Here is a 20,008-nt window from a genome sequence, read left to right on the forward strand (position 1 = left end):
ACCTTGAATCACCCTTTAGATGAATTTATGAAAACCCAGATTGCACTTTGTTTGACTTCCCTAATTTTAGGCTTTTCCTACCCGGCAACGGCACAGAATCTTAACTGTCCGAGTTCAGTTTCTGCGTGTCAAAACTCCAACTCGACAGAAACCGTGGCGATTTTAGAAGATGGTCGGTCTTATGAATATGAAGCCGGACAGGGGATTTATCGAGTTCGCTACAATTATACTGGAGAAAATTGGACTCATGCTGATGTTGCCCCCATAAGAATTAATACGAATAAACCAATTGCAATTTTACCCATGCAATATACTAGCAATGGTGTACAATCCGGGGCAAGTGTTAACGGTGTTTCCGTGGGTCGAATTTGGAATTCAATTACCGTTGAAGAAATGAAACGACGGTTAGAAGCGTTAGGATTTTATGTGTTAACTCCGACGATTTCTATGTATGGAGAAAATATAGATGGATTCCAGGCTTTAGAACATTTTATTGCCGGAGTTCATAAGGGAAATACTTCGGTGCAAACGGTGGTTTTAACAGCCGATGCTAATGTTGCGAATGCTGCTAACCCCCGTCCGGGTGCTCAAATGTTAGTTACCGGACTCCATCAACGGGATTTATGGTGGGAATATCGCATTCAAAATCGTTTAGTTGGGTTTTATCAACAGCAGGGTTTAGTTAATATTGGGCCGAGAGTTCGAGGGGGGAAAAATAATCGTGAGGGTCATTCTTTGGCTTGGCATCCGATGATTGAAAGGGCGGCGGAATATAATCCTAAAGTGGCGATTATTGAGGTTGCCCAAGCCGCAGAAATTATTCAACGGGCGGGGTCAATTCAAGCCGGGCGACAATGGGCCGCCCCTGTGTTTGATGGTGTGGCGTTAGGAATGGCAGAGGAAGCCTGCGCTACGGGGGCGAAATTGGAGATACAGCGGTTCCCGCTGTTATGAGGTACAGTAACAGCAATTAGCAAACCAATTTCTTAAATGTTGAGGATTGACTAAATGGAGTGCAACGGCAATTAGGGTATCAACCATTTCTGCTGTAGTTGGAGCCAACCTTCGTAAGAAAGACTTAAGTTGAGACCACCATAATTCAATGGGGTTAAAATCAGGAGAATAGGGTGATAAACAAAGAATTTTAGCACCAACAGCTTCAATCATAGTTGTAACTGAAGCTAGTTTATGGGCTGGTAAGTTATCCATTACTACTACGGCTCCTGGCCACAATTCAGGAACTAAAAATTTCTTAACAAATACTTCAAAAGCTTTTCCGTCCATGGAATTGTCCATCGTCATCAATGCTAGGACTTTTTTAATACTAATTGCTCCAATAGCCGTTACTTTTGACCCTCGATAAAAAGGTTTTAAATCGTATACTCTTGTTCCTCGTTGTGAGCGGGCATGAGTTCTTGCCAATCCTAGCATCACGCCAGTTTCATCCAGAAATACTAAGTTGATAGGATCTATATCTTTGACTTTTTCCCAGTAATCTAATCTTAACTTTTGAACTCTTTCTGTGGCAGCTTGGCTACTCCGCATTGTTTTTTTTTACGATTTAATCCTAATTTTTGTAAACAGGCAGACATAGCACTTCGACTGACCCAATTCCCTGTCTTGGCTGCAAATAATTCGCAAAATTCCAGTAAAGTTGCATCAGGATTGTCGGCTACCATTATTCTTAAATCTGCTTCAGCATTTTTGAGATGGCTAAACTGTGGTTTCCCGGGTTTCTTGGGTTGTAAATTTCCATCAACTCGTTGTTGTTTTACCAGTTTTTGGACTAAACTTTTACTGACAGAGAATTTAGCTGCTACTTTTCTAATGGATAGATTTTCCACCAGATGTGCTGTCACTATTTTTTGCCGGAAATCTATTGAGAATGCTTTCATTTACAAATCATATTTTTGTTATTACTTTAGTGTATCCCATTACAGCGGGAACCGCTGTATGTAGGGGGAGGTAGGGGAGTGGGAGAGCAGGGGGAGTAGGGGGAGCAGGGGGAGCAGGGGGAGCGGGGGGAGCAGGGGAGGCAGGGGGAGCAGGGGAGGCAGGGGGAGCAGGGGAGGCAGGGGGAGCAGGGGGAGCAGGGGGAGCAGGGGGAGCAGGGGAGGCAGGGGGAGCAGGGGAGGCAGGGGGAGTAGGGGGAGCAGGGGGAGCGGGGGGAGCGGGGGGAGCAGGGGAGGCAGGGGAGGTAGAGGAGGTAGAGGAGGTAGAGGAGGATGTCAAAACCTAGTCTACTGCCTCATTAATTGGATATCGGTCTATCAACTGACGGGCGCGCAGAGCGTTTTTTTTCAAAGATTCACTTAAATAAGGAACATGAGGAATTTGAGAGAGAAAATCTAAAGTTCTTCGGAACATTCGGACAATATCTCCTTCATCTAAACTGGTATTTGCCACTAACTCCAACCAATCGGTTTCTAAGGCCCACTGCTCAATTAAACCCGTTAAATCCCGTTCTAACCAGATGGGTAAAGCCACCCGATACCGTCGTTGCTGTTTAAATAATTCCTGACGCAGATGGCGCAACTGTCCTAGGGCGTTTTCCGCCTCCTCCGATAAGTCATAGCGCGTCCAACTATCGGGACGGGAAACCTCCGTAACCAAAGCGGCACAGGCCGCTGCTAAATGATGGGGGTCGAGTTGGTCAAAAATCCCTGACTTTAAGGCTAACCCTAACCATAATTCGTTATCTCCCCGCAGGGCGGCGGTGGCCTGTCCTAAGTCCGTTGGTTTCAACTCATCTAGGGCTTGGAAGTATTGCAAAATTGAAATTAAAGCCATAAATTCATCCCAATGACGGGCTAAATCTTCTTCTAATTCCGCTCGCATTTCTTCAATCATTTCATTTAATTCTGCCCAGCGTTGCCACCGTTTTAACAGTTTATTCGGTTTACCCCATTCATGGATGGGATGGGAGTCTAATTCTAACTCTAATCGTTCGACTTGTTCCTGTTGAGCAATGACTTCTGGAGGCGGTTCGGGTATATTTAATTCGGGAATTTGTTGGGTAATGGCTACGGTTAACTCGTCCCCTTTACGACATTGACCTAATTTAAACGGAATATTAGGAATCTCCAGATAATCTACATTTAACCGTTTAGAATCAGGTTGCAGAATCACAATATCAGAGGCACTCACCACATACCAGCGATTATCCCGTCCCAAACAGAGGAAATAGGGCACCTGTCCCGAACTGGGGGTTTTGGCGACTAACACGGCGGGAATGGGGTCAGACTCCAGTTTGCGGGCCGTAGGAACATTTTTTCCCCGTAACCCAACCGTTGTACCTAATGGGGCAATATCCATTAAGTTGGCCATCCGGTGCATTCGGCCATCTTCGGCTTGCTGTTGTAGGAGTTTTAATAAACGGCGTTCTTCTCGCAGGCGCTCATAAACTTTTTCAAAACTGGCTAGGGTTTCTTCCAACAATGCCATATTTTGTTCGCCACTAAAGCCAAATTGGGCTTCAATTAACGATAATTCTGCTTGCAGGATTTCTATTTCCTGTTGAGTGGGAATTAAATTAATTGTAGACAGATATTGTCCGAAACTGCGTTCAACTAATTCCTTAGATTTTTCTAAACTATGCCGTTGTAATAAGTTCAACACCATGCCATAACTGGGGCTGAATTGACTGACTAAGGGGTCGGGTTTAGATGTCGCTAAATAGGCTGCTTCCTTTGCCCCTTCAAAGGGGGTTTGTACCGTCACCACATAGCCTTCGGTATCCATGCCCCGCCGTCCCGCCCGTCCCGACATTTGCAGAAATTCCGAGGGTTTTAACAGGCGATGACCGTCATCGGTGCGTTTTGATAAACTAGAAATTACGGTGGTTCTCGCGGGCATATTAATCCCGGCGGCAAGGGTTTCCGTGGCAAATACCACCTTAATTAATCCCTGTTGAAATAACTCCTCAACTAACCCTTTCCAAGTTGGTAAAAGTCCCGCGTGGTGGGCGGCAATTCCCCGATATAAAATTTCGACCTGCTCGGGACGAATGCCTTCAGGACTTGAGGCTAAAAACGCATCAATTCGTTCTTTTAAGCGGGCAGTTTCGGCTTCATTCACTAAGGATAAATGACGCACTTCTCCAACGGAGCGATCGCAACCTTTCCGACTAAAGATAAAATAAATAGCAGGCAGCATATCCCGTTCTTGTAGATGGGAGATGACGGCGGTTAAATTCGGAATATCATTGCGTCTACCCCGTTGGGGGATACCTTTTTTTTCTTTGAGGCGAGGATTAATTCTTTTCAGGGAGTCTTCCAATAGGGGAAAAAAGCCTTTATTATTGCAAAAATGATATTGTAGCGGTACTGGCCGAAAGTCAGAATAAATTAATTCTGTGGGGCCATGGACTTGGGAAATCCAGTGGGTTAACTGTTCACTATTGGCCACCGTTGCCGATAGTGCCACCAATTGAATTTCCCGGGGACAATAAATAATCGATTCTTCCCAAACCGTCCCCCGTTGGCGGTCATTCATATAATGGCACTCATCCAAAACCACCGCTTCTACCGCTTCCATGGAAGTTCCGACTTCTCCAATCGGTGTACCATAGAGCATATTGCGGAAAATCTCCGTGGTCATCACCACCACGGCCGCATCCCGGTTAACGGAAATATCCCCCGTTAATAACCCTACCTTGTCCGCCCCAAACTGTTCTCGAAAATCCCGAAACTTTTGATTGGATAGCGCCTTTAGGGGTGTAGTGTAAAAGACCCGCCTATTACCCGCTAAAGCCCGATGAATGGCATATTCTCCTACCAAGGTTTTTCCCGAACCCGTAGGCGCACAAACCACAACGGACTTTCCCCCGTCCAATGCTGTAATGGCATTGCATTGAAACTCATCCAGGGAAAATGGAAATAGGGCGTTGAGATCCAGGGAGGGATTGTTTTCGGTAGAGTAGGACACAGGAATATAAATAATAAGACTAATTCTAAGGTTAAAATCACCATCATAGCATAGATTTTTTTCAAAAGAGACAATGGATCAGTCATCAGTCATCAGTCATCAGTTATCAGTTAACTGATGATTGAATTAAATTACCCTAATTTTTAATGATTTTATGATTCCTAATATTTCAACTATTCCCTTGATTCAACTCGCTTCTGGCGATCAATTATTTATTCAAAGTTATCAGTTTACAGGCGAAAATCCAGGAAAAAAGGTTTATTTACAATCTAATTTACACGGGGCTGAAATTAGTGGAAATGCGGTGATTAGGGATTTAATTAATTTTTTAATCACCTTGGATAAGACTCAGTTAACGGGAGAAATTTTATTAGTTCCTGTTTGTAATCCTTTGGGAGTGAATCAGCGATCGCACTATTTTTCCTCCGGTCGATATAATCTCTATGATGGCAAAGACTGGAATCGAATTTTTTGGGATTATGAAAAAACCGGAGCCGATATTGGCGAATTTGCAGAAGATTATCAGGATTTAGAACCAGATGAAATTCAAGAAAAATATCGTCAAACTATTTTAAATAAATTCCATCAACTGGCTAAATCCATCAGGAGTTCCCCAGGAGTTTCCTACAATAATTATTATCGCTATCAACTCCAAAACCTAGCCCTAGATGCTGATTATGTGATTGATTTACACAGTTCAACCCATAACGCCCTCGACTATTTATATTGTTTTCATAGTCGAGAAGCAAGTGCTAATGCCTTTCTATTGGATACAGGAATATTAATGAATGATTATGATGGGGATGCCTTTGATGAAGCCTTTATGAAGCCCTGGTTAGCCTTAGAACACGAATTAAATAAACTGGGAAAAAATATCAGATTTGAGATTGAATCTTGGACATTAGAACTGGGTTCGGGGTTGGAAATGAATCCCGAATCTGTGCAGAAAGGAATTAGGGGAATTAAAAATTATTTGGCGACCAAAGGACTGTTATCCATCGAAGATTTCCCCTTAGCTTCCACCCCAAATCATCGGATTAATCTTACCCCTAAAAACACAATTCAACGCTATTATTCCCCCGGCGGAGGCATGATTGAATTTTATGTTAAACTAGGGGAAACCGTTCATAAAAATCAGAAACTCTATACTATTTTGAGTTTCAATAAAATTGGAGAATTACCCCAAATTCGGGAGGTTTGCGCCGAAGGGGACGGACTCATTTTCGACATCAGCAAAAATCATTCCGTAAATCAATGGGATTATGTTTTAGGGGTAATGCCGTCTTAAATCCTAGTTTTTTGTTAAACTAATTTCTGTAAAACCACTAAATATCCCATTAACATTGTGTTAGACGAAGCCGCTAAAAAAACAATTCTGCGTAAAATTCCCCACGCCCTCTATATTTGTGGAGTCAAAGAGGGAGAGGAAGTCAATGGTTTTACCGCCAGTTGGGTGACACAAGCCTCCTTTCAACCACCTTTAGTGGTCAACTGTGTTAAAAATGATTCTAAATCCCATGCCATGATTAAAACCAGTGGTGTGTTCGCCCTGAGTTTCCTGGCAGAAGGCCAAAAAGACATTGCCCAGAAATTCTTTAAACCCCAACATCGAGTGGGAAACAAATTTGAAGACATCGAATTTTACTTAGGAGAAACCGGTTGTCCGATTATTTCCGTCGCCTTGGGTTATGTGGAATGTCAAGTGGTCGGTTGCGTTGAACATGGCGACCATACGGTATTTGTCGGGGAAGTCATCGCCGCCGGTGTTCATCAAGAAGCGGAAATTCTTAACCTCGCCAGCACGGGATGGAATTATGGGGGATAGGTAGGGAAACACAGATAGATTTAAGAATTCTTCTCCCCTTGACCTGTGGAGGGGTGGGGGGGAGAAGTTAAACAATACTATAACCCCATTATGTCGAATTACCGCCCCTTGACAAAACTGTTGCCAAGCTAACATCTGCTAACCAGACTCTCTACTGATTTAAGGCATCCAACCGATCCAAAACTTCTAAACCCTGTGCCACATCGCCCCGCATTGCTAAAGATTGAAATCGTGTCTGAGCATCAAACTCAGCGATCGCAAACGTTGATAATTCTTCCATAAGCTTATTGATACTAATGCCGCGAGATTCAGCTAAAGCCTTCAGGCGGAAATGTTTGTCATCAGATAAACGAATCGTTAAAGTTGCCATATTGTAATTACTCCGTAATCAATGCTTCCGGGGAAATAATAGAAAGCTGGGGAAAGAGAAGTTCAGCCCTTTGGAAATCTTTAATATTCTGGGTAACAATTGCCTCTGCATTACCCGCGATCGCCAATTCAATTAGATGATTATCCGCTTCATCTTTCAAGTTCGGTCGCCATAAATAATAAACCTGAACCCATTGACTTACTGACATCAAAGCAGCAAGCAATACTTCAATATCAGCTTTCGATATTGGGCAGCGTGCCATCACCTCCGATCGCCCCAGGATTGACTCAAACTCCATCAATAATGCTGTTCCCATCAGGGGTTTATACTTCCCTTGTAAGCAGGCACGAAGTACGGCGCGACTTGCTCCAGAAGGGCTAATTAAGGCACTGACAAAAACGTTGGTGTCAATTACAAGTTTGCTAGACATAAGCTAATAATAGCATATATTCTATCATCTTTTGACTCCGTTCTTTGTAAGTTAACATTAATTAAAGGATCTGGGAACAGGGAATAGGGATAATACTTTTGACTGTTTCATATCAGTATTAAAATGTTACAACCTATTGAGGATTACTATATATTAATGTTGATGGGTTTCCATGGCTTGAATAATTTTAACGGTTTCTATACTAACGGTACAAACCCGCATTAATAAGTTAATCACCTGTTCTTTATAGTCCGCAAATCGATAATTATTGAATTGTTTGGCAATAGTTTCATCTTTGGGTTTTTTCTCTTTATATTGGTCTAATATCCATTCTAACGCCGAACGATTTCCTAGGCGATAGTCCCAGGCGGTTTTAGGAATATCGGTTAAGCTGGTGACGGTATCAAGGATAATTTCATTTTTGATTTTATCGGCTTTTAATTTGGGTTTGGGGTTGGTGATTTCGGTTTCCGAACTATTAACCCGGGTTAGGGGATAGGGGTTAATGGTTTCATAGTTAATATGAAGTTCCATCAGTTGTTTTCCCCAAGTTACCCACTGTGGAAAATTATCATAAAAGGGAATACGGGGAAAATCCCGTTTTAGGTTTTGTTCGTATTTTTGTCGATAGAGGGGATGATGTAAAACAGCGTAGGTATAATGGAAGATATCAATTTTTTTTATAGTTTTATCGTTATAATGGGTTTGAAATTGAGTTAACCCCCAGTCGGTAATGTTATCGATTTTTTCGTTATTTTCAGTGTAAATATATAAAGTTAAACATTGGGTTGCAGCAGCAGCACCTACAAAATGTAAATCACTAACACAATTATTTATTAATACCATAAAGGGTTTTTGAGAATTTGGGCCAGTAAAATTAATTACAAAATTACTTTGTTTTAAATTTTTTCCATAAGTTAAAAAATGTAACTCAGTTAGCAAGTCACTTAAATCTAAATCCCCATAATAAAATACTTTATAAAATGGTCTGTAACAGGCTTTTGTGATTTTTTCCAAAGAAAAACTAAAATTTGTTTCTCGTGCAAATCTTTTTTTTAATACATGACTCCATTTAATTATTTCTGGATAATTATTGTTCTTTTCATCTAAAAGATTATTATAGGTTTTAATCATGTAATTGATTTTATTTATCAAATTGCTTTTTTCTACATCATAAACCCATAAATCTCTATTTGTTGATATACCTGGATTATTTAACTTAAATATAGAATTTTGATTTTTTTGAGCAACCAAAGGTAATAAACTATCAAAGTCATTATCTGTTAAATTAATCCAATTACTTTTATCATCAGGAGTAACATGAGCAAAATCAACCTGCTCAAAAGAGATAGACGCTAAAAAATTTAGTTTTTCCTCGGCTGTATCAAATTCATTTCGACGAGTATAAAAAATTTGACAAGGTACATTTTTCTGGTTTGAATATTTTTTGACCATAAAACTAATCGCTACCCCAGTTTGAATGCCAAAAACATTATGTTTAGCTCCCGAAAGTTGGGGATTTTTTCTAATATCTCCACCTAAATCAATTATATAGATATAACTAAACTCCTGACTAACTACCTTTCTAAAACCATCAAAACTTCGTGCTTCAATAAAAGATGAATTAGTCACAAAAGCCAAAGCACCATTTTTTCCTAATCTATCAGAAGCCCATCGAAAAAATCGGGAGTACATATCATAAAGTTTAGTTTTTTGCGCGGTACTTTCTTTAATATAAGTAGCTTTAATCTGTTTATCAATCGCGGGGTATTCGCGATTTTTATTATTATCATTTTCGTTTTGTTGATTAGCATTATAAGGCGGATTTCCCATAATAACTAAAATCTTGCGATCATTTTGTCGTTTAATTCTAGCGGTATTTTCCACCGTCATCGAGAATAAATCTAACTGTTTATCCGCAAAAACCGTATGATCTAAAGTATCCATTAAACAAATATTATGAAATTCGGCATAATTCCCTATTTTTTGCAGATAGGTGAACTCAATATTTAAGTTAGCGATATAATAGGGTAAAATCGCCACTTCATTACCATGAATTTCATGCTCGTATTTATAGGGTAATTGAGCTTTAGGTAAATATTCAATTAATTCAGTAATAAATGTTCCCGTCCCCGTGGCGGGATCTAAAATTTCCACATCCTTATCCGCTAAAATTTTACCAAAATGTTTATGCAATAAATAATCCGTACTCTCAATCATAAACCGGACAATTTCATTAGGAGTATAAACAATTCCTAACTTATCCGCCGCTTTTGGGTTATACGCTTTATAGAAATTCTCATAAACTGCTTTCAGGAATTTTTGCTTTTCGTGATGGTTATAAATATTAGCTGCGATGCGTCGAATAACCGCATAATAACGCTCAATAGTGCTTAAAGTATTGCGTTTGGTCGCCCCGGTGAAAAAAGTTTCAATCACCGCTTGTAACTGACTAGCAATATTATTTTCTCGGTGAAATTGGGACTCATTGAAAATATTAATAAAGATATCTTCGGTTAAGATATGCTGAATCATCATTTCTCGGATATCTTCTAAACTAATTTCTGGGTGAATAGAATCTTGACAAACCCGCAAAAATTTATCCCGCGCTTGTTGAAAGGGTTTATTACTAATAGACTGTTGATCAATTAGCGATCGCAACGTTGTTAAAATGGTCGGTAAATCTTCTTGAAAATGGCTAATAGCGTCTCGAAAATCCCGAACTTCTGGACGTAAATAGTTAATAAAAGCGTTAATAGCGGTATCCAATGCTTCCGCATCTTCCATGGATACCCGCAGAATTTCCCCTCCTCCTTGAATTAAAACCGCCGTTTGGGAATCTTCAAATAAAATATTATCATCGGGATAACCTTTCGCCAGTTTCTTCTCAATTTCTAAATCTAAATTATCATATTGATCCTTACTTTCCCAATACCCATAATCTAATCTGAGAGTATCTTTAATTGTCCCATCGGGATATACAGGTTTTCCCTTTTTGGTTTTGTATTCTAACTCAGGAATTAAGATAAAATCTTTGCTTCTACAATAGTCATTTAACAGATTTTGAAACGCCACGCGGATTGAAGTTTCTTTGCGACTTCCCCCATATTGAATAATTTGATCAACGGTATTATAATATTGATGAATCAAAAGTTTAGACATAAATCGCCCCGATCCTCAAAACCTATTGATCAAAATATAGCAATCCGTATAGGATTTGTGATCAAAACCTGTAGGGGTTGGGTCTCCCAACCCAGGCGCAAAGAGGGTTGGGAGACCCAACCCCTACGATAAAATGTTAGAATCTCGGCGCGGATTGCTATAGAATTGAATATTAACGTTATCCCAAATAAACCTATTGATTGACTATAAAGAAATTAGGAGTCGTCAAATCCTGGGTTAACTGAATAGAAATGATTTGACCGGGTTGTAAAGTCGTGGGCGAGGGAGAAGTCCCAATGCCAATTCCCGCCCCAGCAATGGCGCCGACTAAAGCCCCAACTCCGGTAAAACCACTAATTAAAAACCCCGCTAAACTCCCCGCACCCGTACCAATTCCTACCCGTTCGGGACGAACTTCTAATGACCCTGGAATCCAGTTAGATTGACCTTGAATCGGGATACTACGACCGTCTAAATTAATCGCTTGAGCAATAAATCGACTGCCTTTTGCTGTGGTTTCAAACTCTCCGACAATCGGCGTATCCGGCGGCACAATATAATTGCCTAAACTATCAACAATTCCCCCTTGCAATAACAACACATCCTGACGTTCAGAACGATTAGTTAAACGCACTTGATCTTCCGTGGGATACAGTAAGGTTAAAGCGGTTCCGGTCGGAAGCAGAATCGCCGGAGGACGAGGATTAAGATAGGATTGCTGCTGTCCTGGGGGCAAAGGTTGACCAAAGGGAACCGCTTGGGGCAGGGATGATGCTTGGTATTGATAATCAGGTGGGTATGGGTATAAATTGGCTGGGCGAATGGTGGCCACCGGACGGACAATCGGGGTTTTCAGGGACGGGTTTGGGGGTGACGAAACGGTAGGGAACAGTTGGGCTTGGCTAGGCTGACTCACCGGAAACCGCACCACATCTAAACTCGAATCTCGGGTCGGTTGGGGGTTGGGTAAAACCGTTTGTCGGGGGTCGTATTGACGGACAGAATATTGAGGAGGTTTTGGGGGTTCGGTCGGCTTAACGGTGGTGGTTTGGGGGGCGGTGGCAGTTCGGGAGGGGGCAGGAGTTGGAGTCGTTTGGGGTTGGGCGGTCGCAACGCTATTCGGAGGAGTTGCAGGGGGTTCCGGGGGTAAGGTTTGTAGGGTGGGACGCAAGACCCAGAGGTTATCAATCCCAATTTGCCGTAAATCGAGGGTTTGGGGGTCAACGGTGATACCCTGGGTAAATTCCACCACCAGTTGAGCTTGTTGGGGTTTAGCCTGAATTAAACTGACTTGACGAACAACGCCTGTATCATAGCGTTCGGTAATATTTACTTTAACTTCTGTATTCGGAAGGTCTAGGATTAGGCGCGGGGGAAGGTTATAAACCGATAATTGGGGCTGATTCCCTGGCGGCAGTTCGACCTCGACAATTCCGGTGTTGGGATCAATTTTCCAATCTACAACGGCGGCGGCTTGTGCGGTTAAGGGGTGGGCAGTTGCTAAGGCTAGACAGGCGACAACACTAGAGCTTCTCAACAGCATACTCCCATACAACGCGGTCACGTCCGAGGCGACGCAGGTTTGTACCGTTTGCTTAAATTTTTGTTTGAAGTTTTGCGCTTGCATGGTTTCTGCGTGAAAACTCTAGTTGATTGATGTTTTATTAGCACATTTAAGAGCAGAATGCAAGTGTTAAAGTCATTAGATATCAATAATAGCCTATGAACTCTGAAGCTTGACTAAAATATCCATATCACCTAACCCTAGATAAAAGCAACTCATGATCATGAGAAAAATACGGTTGTTTATTGCCTCAAGTTTAGATGGATATATTGCCAGAAAAACGGGCGAAATTGATTGGTTATTCACCGATGCGGATTATGGCTACACGGAATTTTATGATCAAATTGATACGGTTTTAATGGGGCGTAAAACATATCAGCAAGTTCTAACCTTTGGAGAATATCCCTATCCCAAAAAAAAGGGATTTGTCTTTTCCAAATCTGATCAAGGGACAAAAACTAATCATGTAGAATTCATTGGCGGAGATTGTAAAAACTTTATTGAATCCCTCCGTCAATCTCCAGGTCAAGATATTTGGATTGTAGGAGGAGGTCAATTAATCCATGAATTTCTCCGACAAGGTTGGATTGATGAATTAATTTTGTCCATTCACCCCATCATTTTAGGCAGTGGGATTCCGTTAATAACTTCCGATCCCAATTTAGAAATTTCCCTAGAATTAAAACAGGTAAAAACCTATCCTTCTGGCTTACTACAGGTATCTTATGATTTAAAAAACTGTTCACTAATAACTGACAACTATTAACTGATAACTGGTACGGGCGGGTTCTTTTAGATCTTTTTAATCACCTAAATCTTGATGAACCCGCCCCTACAACTGATAACTGATTATGGTCGATACATCCACAGGGGTAAACCACTGGTAGATAACTCAAATTCTAACCAACGGTTAGCCGCAATAATGCTATTAGGGGCTAAATTACTCCCGGTTAATCTACTTAGAAAAGGTTTGGGTTTTTCAAAGGTGAAACACTCGGTTTTCTTGGGATCAAGTTTAACTAATTCCGCCGCCCAACACCGGGCATCTTCTTCCGTTCCTAAACGGTCTACTATGCCCAATTCTACCGCTTGTTGTCCGGTAAAAATTCGACCGTCAGCGAAAGTTCTCACGGTGTCATGACTCAAGTTCCGAGACTCAGCCACGGTTTGTACAAATTGTTGATAACTGGTATCAATTAATTCCTGTAAAATATGTTGTTCGGGTTCAGTTAATTCTCGATCAAAAGACAAAATATCTTTATAGGGCCCCGATTTAATCACCTTAAAAGATACACCTACTTTTTCTAATAAGCGCTCTATATTATTACCTCTTAAAATTACTCCAATACTTCCGGTAATTGTACCGGGGTTAGCCACAATATGTTCGGCTCCCATGCCAATATACACACCCCCGGAGGCAGAAATATTCCCAAAACTCGCCACAATTTTGACTTTTTTCTGTAACCGTTTCAGGGCGCTATAAATTTCTTGGGAGTCGCCAACGGTTCCCCCGGGGCTATCAATTCTCAATAATAGGGCGGGAAATTTCCGTTCTTCCACGGTTTTTAGGTCTTCTAACACCCGTTTGCGGGTCTCTGACCCAATGGCTCCATTAATTTCTATGCGGGCGATTTGTTTGCGGTAGCTCGGTTTAAATGGCCAAATCATGGGTAATGACAGAACTGTATTAGGTTAATAATATGATATAAACGGCTTAATAAAAGTACATAATTTTCATCCCTCCTAACTCAACCTCAATGGAGAAGCGAATGCAGCAACCCCAAACCCCTGGTAAATTACCCTTTCAACCATTATTGTTAATTGCCCCCTTCTTCTTTTGGGGGACGGCGATGGTGGCGATGAAGGGACTTCTCCCCCAAACCACACCGTTTTTTATGGCGGGAGTCCGGTTAGTTCCCGCAGGGGTTTTGGTAATATTGGCGGGGATATTGTCGGGACGTCCCCAACCCAAAGGCTGGCAAGCCTGGCTCTGGATCTCAATATTTGGGTTAGTGGACGCCACCCTATTTCAAGGATTTTTAGCCCAAGGGTTAATGAGAACTGGAGCCGGGTTAGGATCGGTGATGATCGACTCCCAACCCCTAGCCGTGGCAATTTTATCCCTATGGTTATTTCAAGAAACCATTGGATTTTGGGGCTGGTTAGGGTTGGCTATTGGGATTATTGGAATTAGTTTTATTGGTTTACCCGATGATTGGATTTTAGGGTTACTTAATTCGGAATTATTAACCACTTCTATTGATATTTCTCAACTATTTAATAGTGGGCAATTATTAATGTTATTAGCTGCCCTATCCATGGCCGTGGGAACGGTATTAGTGCGGTGGGTTTGTCGCTATGCTGATCCGGTGGTAGGAACGGGATGGCACATGATTATTGGGGGTTTCCCCCTATTCGGGTTATCAGCTATTTCGGAAACTCAACAATGGCAAAATATTGATCTTTCCGGTTGGGCGGCCATGGGCTATTCTACCGTATTTGGTAGTGCCATATCCTACGGATTATTTTTCTATTTTGCATCTAGTGGAAGCCTGACTAGCCTTAGTTCTCTGACGTTTCTGACTCCAGTTTTTGCCCTCTTATTTGGAAATTTCTTTTTACAAGAAGTTCTCAGTCCGTTACAATCATTGGGTGTTTGTTTGACATTAGTGAGTATCTATTTGGTAAATCAACGGGAAACCTTAGCCGAAAAGTTTAAAATCAAAGGTTTTCAGGATTTTACCCCCTCTCAAACAGAAACCAATTTATTACAACCCGCCGAGGTAAATTCCCTAGAAATACCCGTAGAAATTCACGAAGTGGAGACAAGCCCAAACCCATCTCTACACCCTAAACTGTAATTTACCCCAAAATTTCCCATGAAAATCGGTGCAAATTATTTAGGCAACAATTGCTGTGAATTCAAAGTGTGGTCGCCCTTGCGTAAACGGGTTGCTGTTAAGATTCTATCCCCGGAAGAACGGTTAATTGATTTAGAACTCGATCAACAGGGATATTGGAGTGCCACGGTTGATAATATCCCTCCAGGAAGCCGTTATTTTTATCAGTTAGATGGCAATGTTACCCATCCTGATCCCGCTTCCTATTCTCAACCGGAAGGAGTTCACCAAGCCTCAGAAGTGATTGATCAAAGTTGTTTTATTTGGCAGGATCAGGACTGGAAAAGTATTTCCTTAGATGAATTAATTGTTTATGAAATGCACGTTGGCACGTTTACAACAGAGGGCACATTTACCGCAATTATTCCCCGCATTTCGGAGTTATTAGAATTAGGAATTAATGCCATTGAATTAATGCCTATTGGTCAGTTTCCGGGCTATCGCAATTGGGGTTATGATGGCACCTATCTCTATGCCCCTCAAAATTCCTATGGGGGAGTAGAAGGGTTAAAACAGTTAGTCAATGCTTGCCATCAACAGGGCATGGCGGTGATTTTAGATGTGGTTTATAATCACTTTGGCCCAGAAGGAAATTATATCGGACAATTCGGCCCCTATTTTACCGACTTCTATCGAACTCCTTGGGGTTCAGCGATTAATTATGACCAAGCCTATTGTCAGGGAGTCAGGAATTTTATTATTGAAAATGCTCTCTATTGGTTAAGGGAGTTTCATATTGATGCCTTAAGATTAGATGCTGCGGATAATATTTTTGATCTGGGTGCTAAACACATTTTACAGGAATTAGCCGAGCACGTCAATCAACTTTCTCAACAGCAAGGGCGGAAGTTTTATTTAATGGCAGAAACGGATTTAAACGATGCTAAATTAATCCGTTCAAAAGCCGTAGGAGGCTATGGTTTAGATGTGCAGTGGTGTGATGATTTTCACCATGCTATTCATACTATATTAACGGGTGAAAATATTGGGTATTATCAAGATTATGGTCGCTGCGAACAGTTAGCAAAATCCTACCGAGAAGGGTTTATTTATACCTGGGATTATTCCCCTAACCGTAAACGTTTACATGGACAGTCAGCCGCAGATTGTCCTCCCGATCATTTTTTGGTTTTTAGTCAAAATCATGACCAAATTGGTAATCGTTTATTAGGGGAAAGGTTAACAGCTTTAGTCTCCTATGATGCTCTGAAGTTGGCCGCCGCGACGGTGTTATTATCGCCCTATATTCCCCTATTATTTATGGGAGAAGAATATGGGGAACCGGCACCTTTTCAATATTTTATTAGTCACTCAGACCAGAATTTAATTGAAGCGGTACGGAAAGGACGAAAAGCAGATTTTGAAGCATTTCATCTGGAGGGGGAAGCCCCCGATCCTCAAAGTCGAGAAACCTTCGAGCAATGCAAGTTAAATTGGCAGTTGAAACAGGAAGGAAAACATCAAGTATTATGGAAATTATATCAAACTTTAATCCAATTAAGGCGGAATATTTCGGCTTTAAAATTACGCGATCGCACCCATCAAGAAGTTCAAGCTATGGAGGAGAATAAATTATTATACTTCCGACGTTGGTTTGAAGACAATCAAGTTTTTTGTCTGATTAATTATAGTAAAAATCCGGTTTCTTATAGTCCTGATTTGAGGGGTAAAACTTGGCATAAACGCTTAGATTCCAATGATCAAAAATGGCTAGGTTCGGGATCAAATTCACCTGAAATTTTAACTGATACTTCAGAGTTGATCTTGATACCTGAAAGTTTTGTCCTGTATGAAACTTAATAGTTAGTTTGAGCAATTCTAACGAGATATCTGTCTTTTAATTCCTCGGATTATAACTTGTATGGGTACTTGCCATAAATTTTCTAAACCCCAAATAGATTGCAGATAACTGAAAAAATTGAAGACGTTAAAATCATCCGTGTTGACTGTTCTGTAATATTGGAAATATCTTTTTTTTAAACGATTTAAGGTGGTGTTTTCTTTACTCGTTATCATCTGATATTCTTGATGTTCAAATTTAGAAATTGATAATTTTTGAAGTTCGGGTATAATTAAGGATAAAAGGGGTAAATTTAGGATTTCTTGTAACTGCGTTATTCTCGATTTTAAGAGTATAATAAAACGGTATTTTTCTGCTAATGTTAGCAATCGGTTTGCATCGATTTCAAGGGGGTATGACTGAAGAATGATTGCAGCATCTACTAACCGACTAATGGGTGAAATTGAATTTGTTAATCCTCCAAATACACAGGTATAAAATAACTGGTCAGTTGCCGATAAAAGATAAACGGGAAAATCGTTGACTTGAGTTAATATTGCATTTTGCCAAAACTCGGTTTCTGCATTTTCATTAAAACCATCCGCGAAAAGATGCCAACGGAGACTTAAATATTGCTTAGATTCATTTTCAAACCCAATATAATGACTAAAAGGAACAGTGGGATTCAAAATTTTTCCTTTGGCTGTCCAACCCAATTCTTGTAATAATTTTATAGCCTTTAAAACATCTGTGGGGTTAATTAAAAAATCAAGATTATCGATATAACGTAGACCATAATCTTGATAATAATGCAAATTTAAAGCGGGATCTTTAAGCAGCATGATTTTAATATCAGCCTCTTGAAAAGAGCCTAAAATAGATCGAATTTGTTGAAACCAAACTTGGTTTTCAACCCAGATACGTCGGTAAACCCCCTTGAGTCTACCAATATATGGATCTGTGACATTATGAGCCGATAAATTGCGATACAGTAACGGTAATAACCGATAAGAGTCTTGATCCACATCGTCAATATTGATCAATGTTCTCCATCTTTGCCAAGAATTAATGGCTGCTTCACCTTGTAAAAGCGCGGCTTGTAAAATTAATTGTTGCTCTTGATTAAAATTAAAATTCATAATTTAGTTCTAATTAATTAAGTCACTTGAATACCTGGAATATTAACTCTAATTCTGTAAACTGAAGTCTGAGCAGTGATATAAAGACTTTGCCCATCTTCGTCTCCCCAAGCACAATTTGCGGGGCGTTCTGGAGTGACAATTGTTCCTAAATGATTGCCCTCAGAATCAAACACCCACACCCCTCCGGCTCCTGTACAATAGATGTTTCCCTGAACATCGATTTTCATGCCATCCGGTGAGCCGGGTTCCTTGATGTTCATATCGTGAAACACACGACTATTAGCCAGTGTACCATCAATTTTGACATCAAAAACTCGGATATGACGGGATTGGGAATCGTCAATATAAAGCTGTTTTTCATCTGGTGAAAATGCCAAACCATTCGGTTTATAAAAATCATCGGCGAGGAGCATGATTTCTTGATGATCTGGCGGAATTAAATAAACTCCTTGGATGGGTTGTTCTTGTTGTTCCGGTTGAATTCCATAGGGAGGATCGGTAAAATAAATTGCACCGTTACTTTTAACAACAACATCATTCGGACTATTGAGTTTTTTGCCTTGAAATTGATCGGCTAAAATAGTAATTGAACCGTCTTTTTCGGTGCGGGTAACTCGGCGCGTCCCCTGTTCACAGGCAATTAATCGTCCTTGTTTGTCCCTGGTTAAACCATTAGAATTATTACTAGGTTTTCTAAATATTTTTACCTCTCCATGAGGAGTCAACTGCAAAATTTTGTTAGCGGGAATATCGCTAAATAGTAGATACTTTTCTTCAGCTATCCAAATCGGCCCTTCAGTAAACTGAAATCCGGTAGCTACGCGCTCGATCTTGGCATTTTTAGGAAAGAGGGTTTTAAACGTCTCAGAATTTGCTTCCAGACGACTGACACCTAATTGCAATTTTTGATTGGCGGCTAATTTCCTTTCGATCTGTCTCTTTATCCATCTGGCAATACGCAACATTTGGCTTTCTTTTGTTAATTTTATACTACTTTTATAGGCGGATTTTGAGCAACACGATAACTATATAATGTCGCTCCACCATCAATTTTCAAAACGGTTTCCCGTCGTGAATTTTGAAAAATAATCTGAGGCTAGATAAATAGCCGCTCTACCAATATAACAAGGAGAAATAGAACACTTATGTAATAGGTTATATTCATGATCTAAATGGTTCCCTTGCTCATCTTCTACAACCCAACCGGGAGCAATTCCATTTACTCTGATTCCGTAGGGAGCAAATTCTACCGCTAATTCTTTGATAATCATACCTAATGCTGCTTTTGAAGAACTATAACTAGGCCAGCGAACAAGTATTTCTTGGTGTATAGAAGTCAGAAAAATAATAGATCCCTGAATAGAATTACTGACCATCATTTTGGCGATAATTTTGGTAAGGTACATCGGCCCAAATATATTAGTTTGAAAGGTTTTCTGCCATTCTCCCAAATCCAAGTTATTTATCCCAATTGTTTCAAATTGAATTCCTACATTATTGACCAGAATATCAATTATGATTTTGTTCTCATCCAAAATGCTATATAAATAATCAATATCTTCAGGCTTTGATATGTCTGAAACAAAACTTTTCACCTTCACTGGATAAGTATTTAATTCTTTTTCTAAGTTTAAACATTCTTCCTCAACAATATCGGTAAAAAAAATATTTGCGCCTTGTTTTGCCATTTCAATAGCAATACTTCTGCCAATATTTCTTGCGGCTCCGGTAATCAAGACATTTTTTCCAGCTAAAAGCTGATTATCTAAAGTAACCAAAGGCTCTACTGTTTTGACAAAAACTTTTGGTTTAAGCGTAGGCATCGGATTAAGGAATGCTTTGGATGCAGCTTTGAAACGAGTTTTAATGTTGTTTAGCCGAGTCTTTAAATTCATATCCGTTGATTATA

At 40.4% G+C, this 20,008-nt stretch carries 17 protein-coding genes; 6 read left to right on the forward strand and 11 right to left on the reverse strand.

The features are described 5' to 3' along the window. Positions 1–27 precede the first annotated feature (27 nt). Positions 28–954, forward strand: coding sequence for a hypothetical protein (locus AC2D3N_RS08445; protein ID WP_484693347.1), 927 nt, complete (start codon positions 28–30; stop codon positions 952–954). Here AC2D3N_RS08445 and AC2D3N_RS08450 read toward each other — a convergent pair. The 3 genes from AC2D3N_RS08450 to AC2D3N_RS08460 form a co-directional block, all read right to left on the reverse strand. Continuing rightward, complete coding sequence (locus AC2D3N_RS08450; RefSeq protein ID WP_484692499.1) at positions 949–1,545, reverse strand: IS630 family transposase; 597 nt, start codon at positions 1,543–1,545, stop codon at positions 949–951. The two genes, AC2D3N_RS08445 and AC2D3N_RS08450, sit on opposite strands and share 6 nt — an antisense overlap. Then, positions 1,503–1,895, reverse strand: a complete 393-nt coding sequence (locus AC2D3N_RS08455) for a helix-turn-helix domain-containing protein (protein ID WP_484692500.1) — start codon at positions 1,893–1,895, stop codon at positions 1,503–1,505. The genes AC2D3N_RS08450 and AC2D3N_RS08455 overlap by 43 nt, the downstream gene beginning before the upstream one ends. Positions 1,896–2,235: 340 nt before the next feature. Then, positions 2,236–4,926 (reverse strand): DEAD/DEAH box helicase, encoded by a 2,691-nt coding sequence (locus tag AC2D3N_RS08460; protein ID WP_079676838.1) that lies wholly within the window; start codon positions 4,924–4,926, stop codon positions 2,236–2,238. 154 nt (positions 4,927–5,080) lie between these two features. Between AC2D3N_RS08460 and AC2D3N_RS08465 the strand changes: the two genes are divergently transcribed. Continuing rightward, complete coding sequence (locus AC2D3N_RS08465) at positions 5,081–6,214, forward strand: succinylglutamate desuccinylase/aspartoacylase family protein (protein ID WP_079676837.1); 1,134 nt, start codon at positions 5,081–5,083, stop codon at positions 6,212–6,214. Between the two features lie 57 nt (positions 6,215–6,271). After that, complete coding sequence (locus tag AC2D3N_RS08470) at positions 6,272–6,751, forward strand: flavin reductase family protein (protein ID WP_079676836.1); 480 nt, start codon at positions 6,272–6,274, stop codon at positions 6,749–6,751. Between the two features lie 151 nt (positions 6,752–6,902). Here the strand turns inward: AC2D3N_RS08470 and AC2D3N_RS08475 are convergent, their stop codons facing one another. From AC2D3N_RS08475 to AC2D3N_RS08490, 4 genes are all read right to left on the reverse strand, one after another. After that, positions 6,903–7,121 (reverse strand): toxin-antitoxin system HicB family antitoxin, encoded by a 219-nt coding sequence (locus AC2D3N_RS08475; RefSeq protein ID WP_484693348.1) that lies wholly within the window; start codon positions 7,119–7,121, stop codon positions 6,903–6,905. A gap of 7 nt (positions 7,122–7,128) precedes the next feature. Next, positions 7,129–7,551 (reverse strand): putative toxin-antitoxin system toxin component, PIN family, encoded by a 423-nt coding sequence (locus tag AC2D3N_RS08480; RefSeq protein ID WP_079676834.1) that lies wholly within the window; start codon positions 7,549–7,551, stop codon positions 7,129–7,131. 153 nt (positions 7,552–7,704) lie between these two features. Further along, on the reverse strand, positions 7,705–10,713 hold the full coding sequence (locus AC2D3N_RS08485) for a type ISP restriction/modification enzyme (RefSeq protein ID WP_484693349.1): 3,009 nt from the start codon (positions 10,711–10,713) through the stop codon (positions 7,705–7,707). A gap of 193 nt (positions 10,714–10,906) precedes the next feature. Further along, complete coding sequence (locus tag AC2D3N_RS08490) at positions 10,907–12,340, reverse strand: AMIN domain-containing protein (protein WP_079676832.1); 1,434 nt, start codon at positions 12,338–12,340, stop codon at positions 10,907–10,909. A 160-nt stretch (positions 12,341–12,500) separates the two neighbouring features. Here AC2D3N_RS08490 and AC2D3N_RS08495 point away from each other — a divergent pair, with 160 nt between their 5' ends. Then, on the forward strand, positions 12,501–13,043 hold the full coding sequence (locus AC2D3N_RS08495) for a dihydrofolate reductase family protein (RefSeq protein ID WP_079676828.1): 543 nt from the start codon (positions 12,501–12,503) through the stop codon (positions 13,041–13,043). 83 nt (positions 13,044–13,126) lie between these two features. Here AC2D3N_RS08495 and sppA read toward each other — a convergent pair whose 3' ends face one another. Beyond that, complete coding sequence (sppA, locus tag AC2D3N_RS08500) at positions 13,127–13,945, reverse strand: signal peptide peptidase SppA (RefSeq protein WP_079676827.1); 819 nt, start codon at positions 13,943–13,945, stop codon at positions 13,127–13,129. Between the two features lie 101 nt (positions 13,946–14,046). Here sppA and AC2D3N_RS08505 point away from each other — a divergent pair, with 101 nt between their 5' ends. Both AC2D3N_RS08505 and treZ read left to right on the forward strand, forming a co-directional pair. Next, the gene (locus AC2D3N_RS08505; RefSeq protein ID WP_484693350.1) at positions 14,047–15,138 is read left to right on the forward strand and encodes a DMT family transporter; all 1,092 of its coding nucleotides are present in this window, start codon (positions 14,047–14,049) and stop codon (positions 15,136–15,138) included. Positions 15,139–15,156: 18 nt separating this feature from the next. Next, positions 15,157–16,977 (forward strand): malto-oligosyltrehalose trehalohydrolase, encoded by a 1,821-nt coding sequence (gene treZ, locus AC2D3N_RS08510; protein ID WP_484693351.1) that lies wholly within the window; start codon positions 15,157–15,159, stop codon positions 16,975–16,977. Between the two features lie 18 nt (positions 16,978–16,995). Here the strand turns inward: treZ and AC2D3N_RS08515 are convergent, their stop codons facing one another. From AC2D3N_RS08515 to AC2D3N_RS08525, 3 genes are all read right to left on the reverse strand, one after another. After that, on the reverse strand, positions 16,996–18,096 hold the full coding sequence (locus tag AC2D3N_RS08515) for a nucleotidyltransferase family protein (RefSeq protein ID WP_484693352.1): 1,101 nt from the start codon (positions 18,094–18,096) through the stop codon (positions 16,996–16,998). Between the two features lie 17 nt (positions 18,097–18,113). Beyond that, complete coding sequence (locus AC2D3N_RS08520) at positions 18,114–19,064, reverse strand: SMP-30/gluconolactonase/LRE family protein (RefSeq protein WP_484693353.1); 951 nt, start codon at positions 19,062–19,064, stop codon at positions 18,114–18,116. A gap of 81 nt (positions 19,065–19,145) precedes the next feature. Beyond that, positions 19,146–19,994: an SDR family NAD(P)-dependent oxidoreductase gene (locus AC2D3N_RS08525; RefSeq protein ID WP_484693354.1), complete on the reverse strand. Its 849-nt coding sequence runs from the start codon at positions 19,992–19,994 to the stop codon at positions 19,146–19,148. Positions 19,995–20,008 lie beyond the last annotated feature (14 nt).

The organism is Planktothrix sp. PLAVEN19ND, assembly GCF_057220675.1.

Coding starts and splice junctions, on each gene's coding strand:
- AC2D3N_RS08445 (WP_484693347.1), top strand. CDS start 28: ATGAAAACCCAGATTGCACTTTGTTTGACTTCCCTAATTTTAGGCTTT.
- AC2D3N_RS08450 (WP_484692499.1), bottom strand. CDS start 1,545: ATGCGGAGTAGCCAAGCTGCCACAGAAAGAGTTCAAAAGTTAAGATTA.
- AC2D3N_RS08455 (WP_484692500.1), bottom strand. CDS start 1,895: ATGAAAGCATTCTCAATAGATTTCCGGCAAAAAATAGTGACAGCACAT.
- AC2D3N_RS08465 (WP_079676837.1), top strand. CDS start 5,081: ATGATTCCTAATATTTCAACTATTCCCTTGATTCAACTCGCTTCTGGC.
- AC2D3N_RS08475 (WP_484693348.1), bottom strand. CDS start 7,121: ATGGCAACTTTAACGATTCGTTTATCTGATGACAAACATTTCCGCCTG.
- AC2D3N_RS08480 (WP_079676834.1), bottom strand. CDS start 7,551: ATGTCTAGCAAACTTGTAATTGACACCAACGTTTTTGTCAGTGCCTTA.
- AC2D3N_RS08485 (WP_484693349.1), bottom strand. CDS start 10,713: ATGTCTAAACTTTTGATTCATCAATATTATAATACCGTTGATCAAATT.
- AC2D3N_RS08490 (WP_079676832.1), bottom strand. CDS start 12,340: ATGCAAGCGCAAAACTTCAAACAAAAATTTAAGCAAACGGTACAAACC.
- AC2D3N_RS08495 (WP_079676828.1), top strand. CDS start 12,501: ATGAGAAAAATACGGTTGTTTATTGCCTCAAGTTTAGATGGATATATT.
- sppA (WP_079676827.1), bottom strand. CDS start 13,945: ATGATTTGGCCATTTAAACCGAGCTACCGCAAACAAATCGCCCGCATA.
- AC2D3N_RS08505 (WP_484693350.1), top strand. CDS start 14,047: ATGCAGCAACCCCAAACCCCTGGTAAATTACCCTTTCAACCATTATTG.
- treZ (WP_484693351.1), top strand. CDS start 15,157: ATGAAAATCGGTGCAAATTATTTAGGCAACAATTGCTGTGAATTCAAA.
- AC2D3N_RS08515 (WP_484693352.1), bottom strand. CDS start 18,096: ATGAATTTTAATTTTAATCAAGAGCAACAATTAATTTTACAAGCCGCG.
- AC2D3N_RS08520 (WP_484693353.1), bottom strand. CDS start 19,064: ATGTTGCGTATTGCCAGATGGATAAAGAGACAGATCGAAAGGAAATTA.
- AC2D3N_RS08525 (WP_484693354.1), bottom strand. CDS start 19,994: ATGAATTTAAAGACTCGGCTAAACAACATTAAAACTCGTTTCAAAGCT.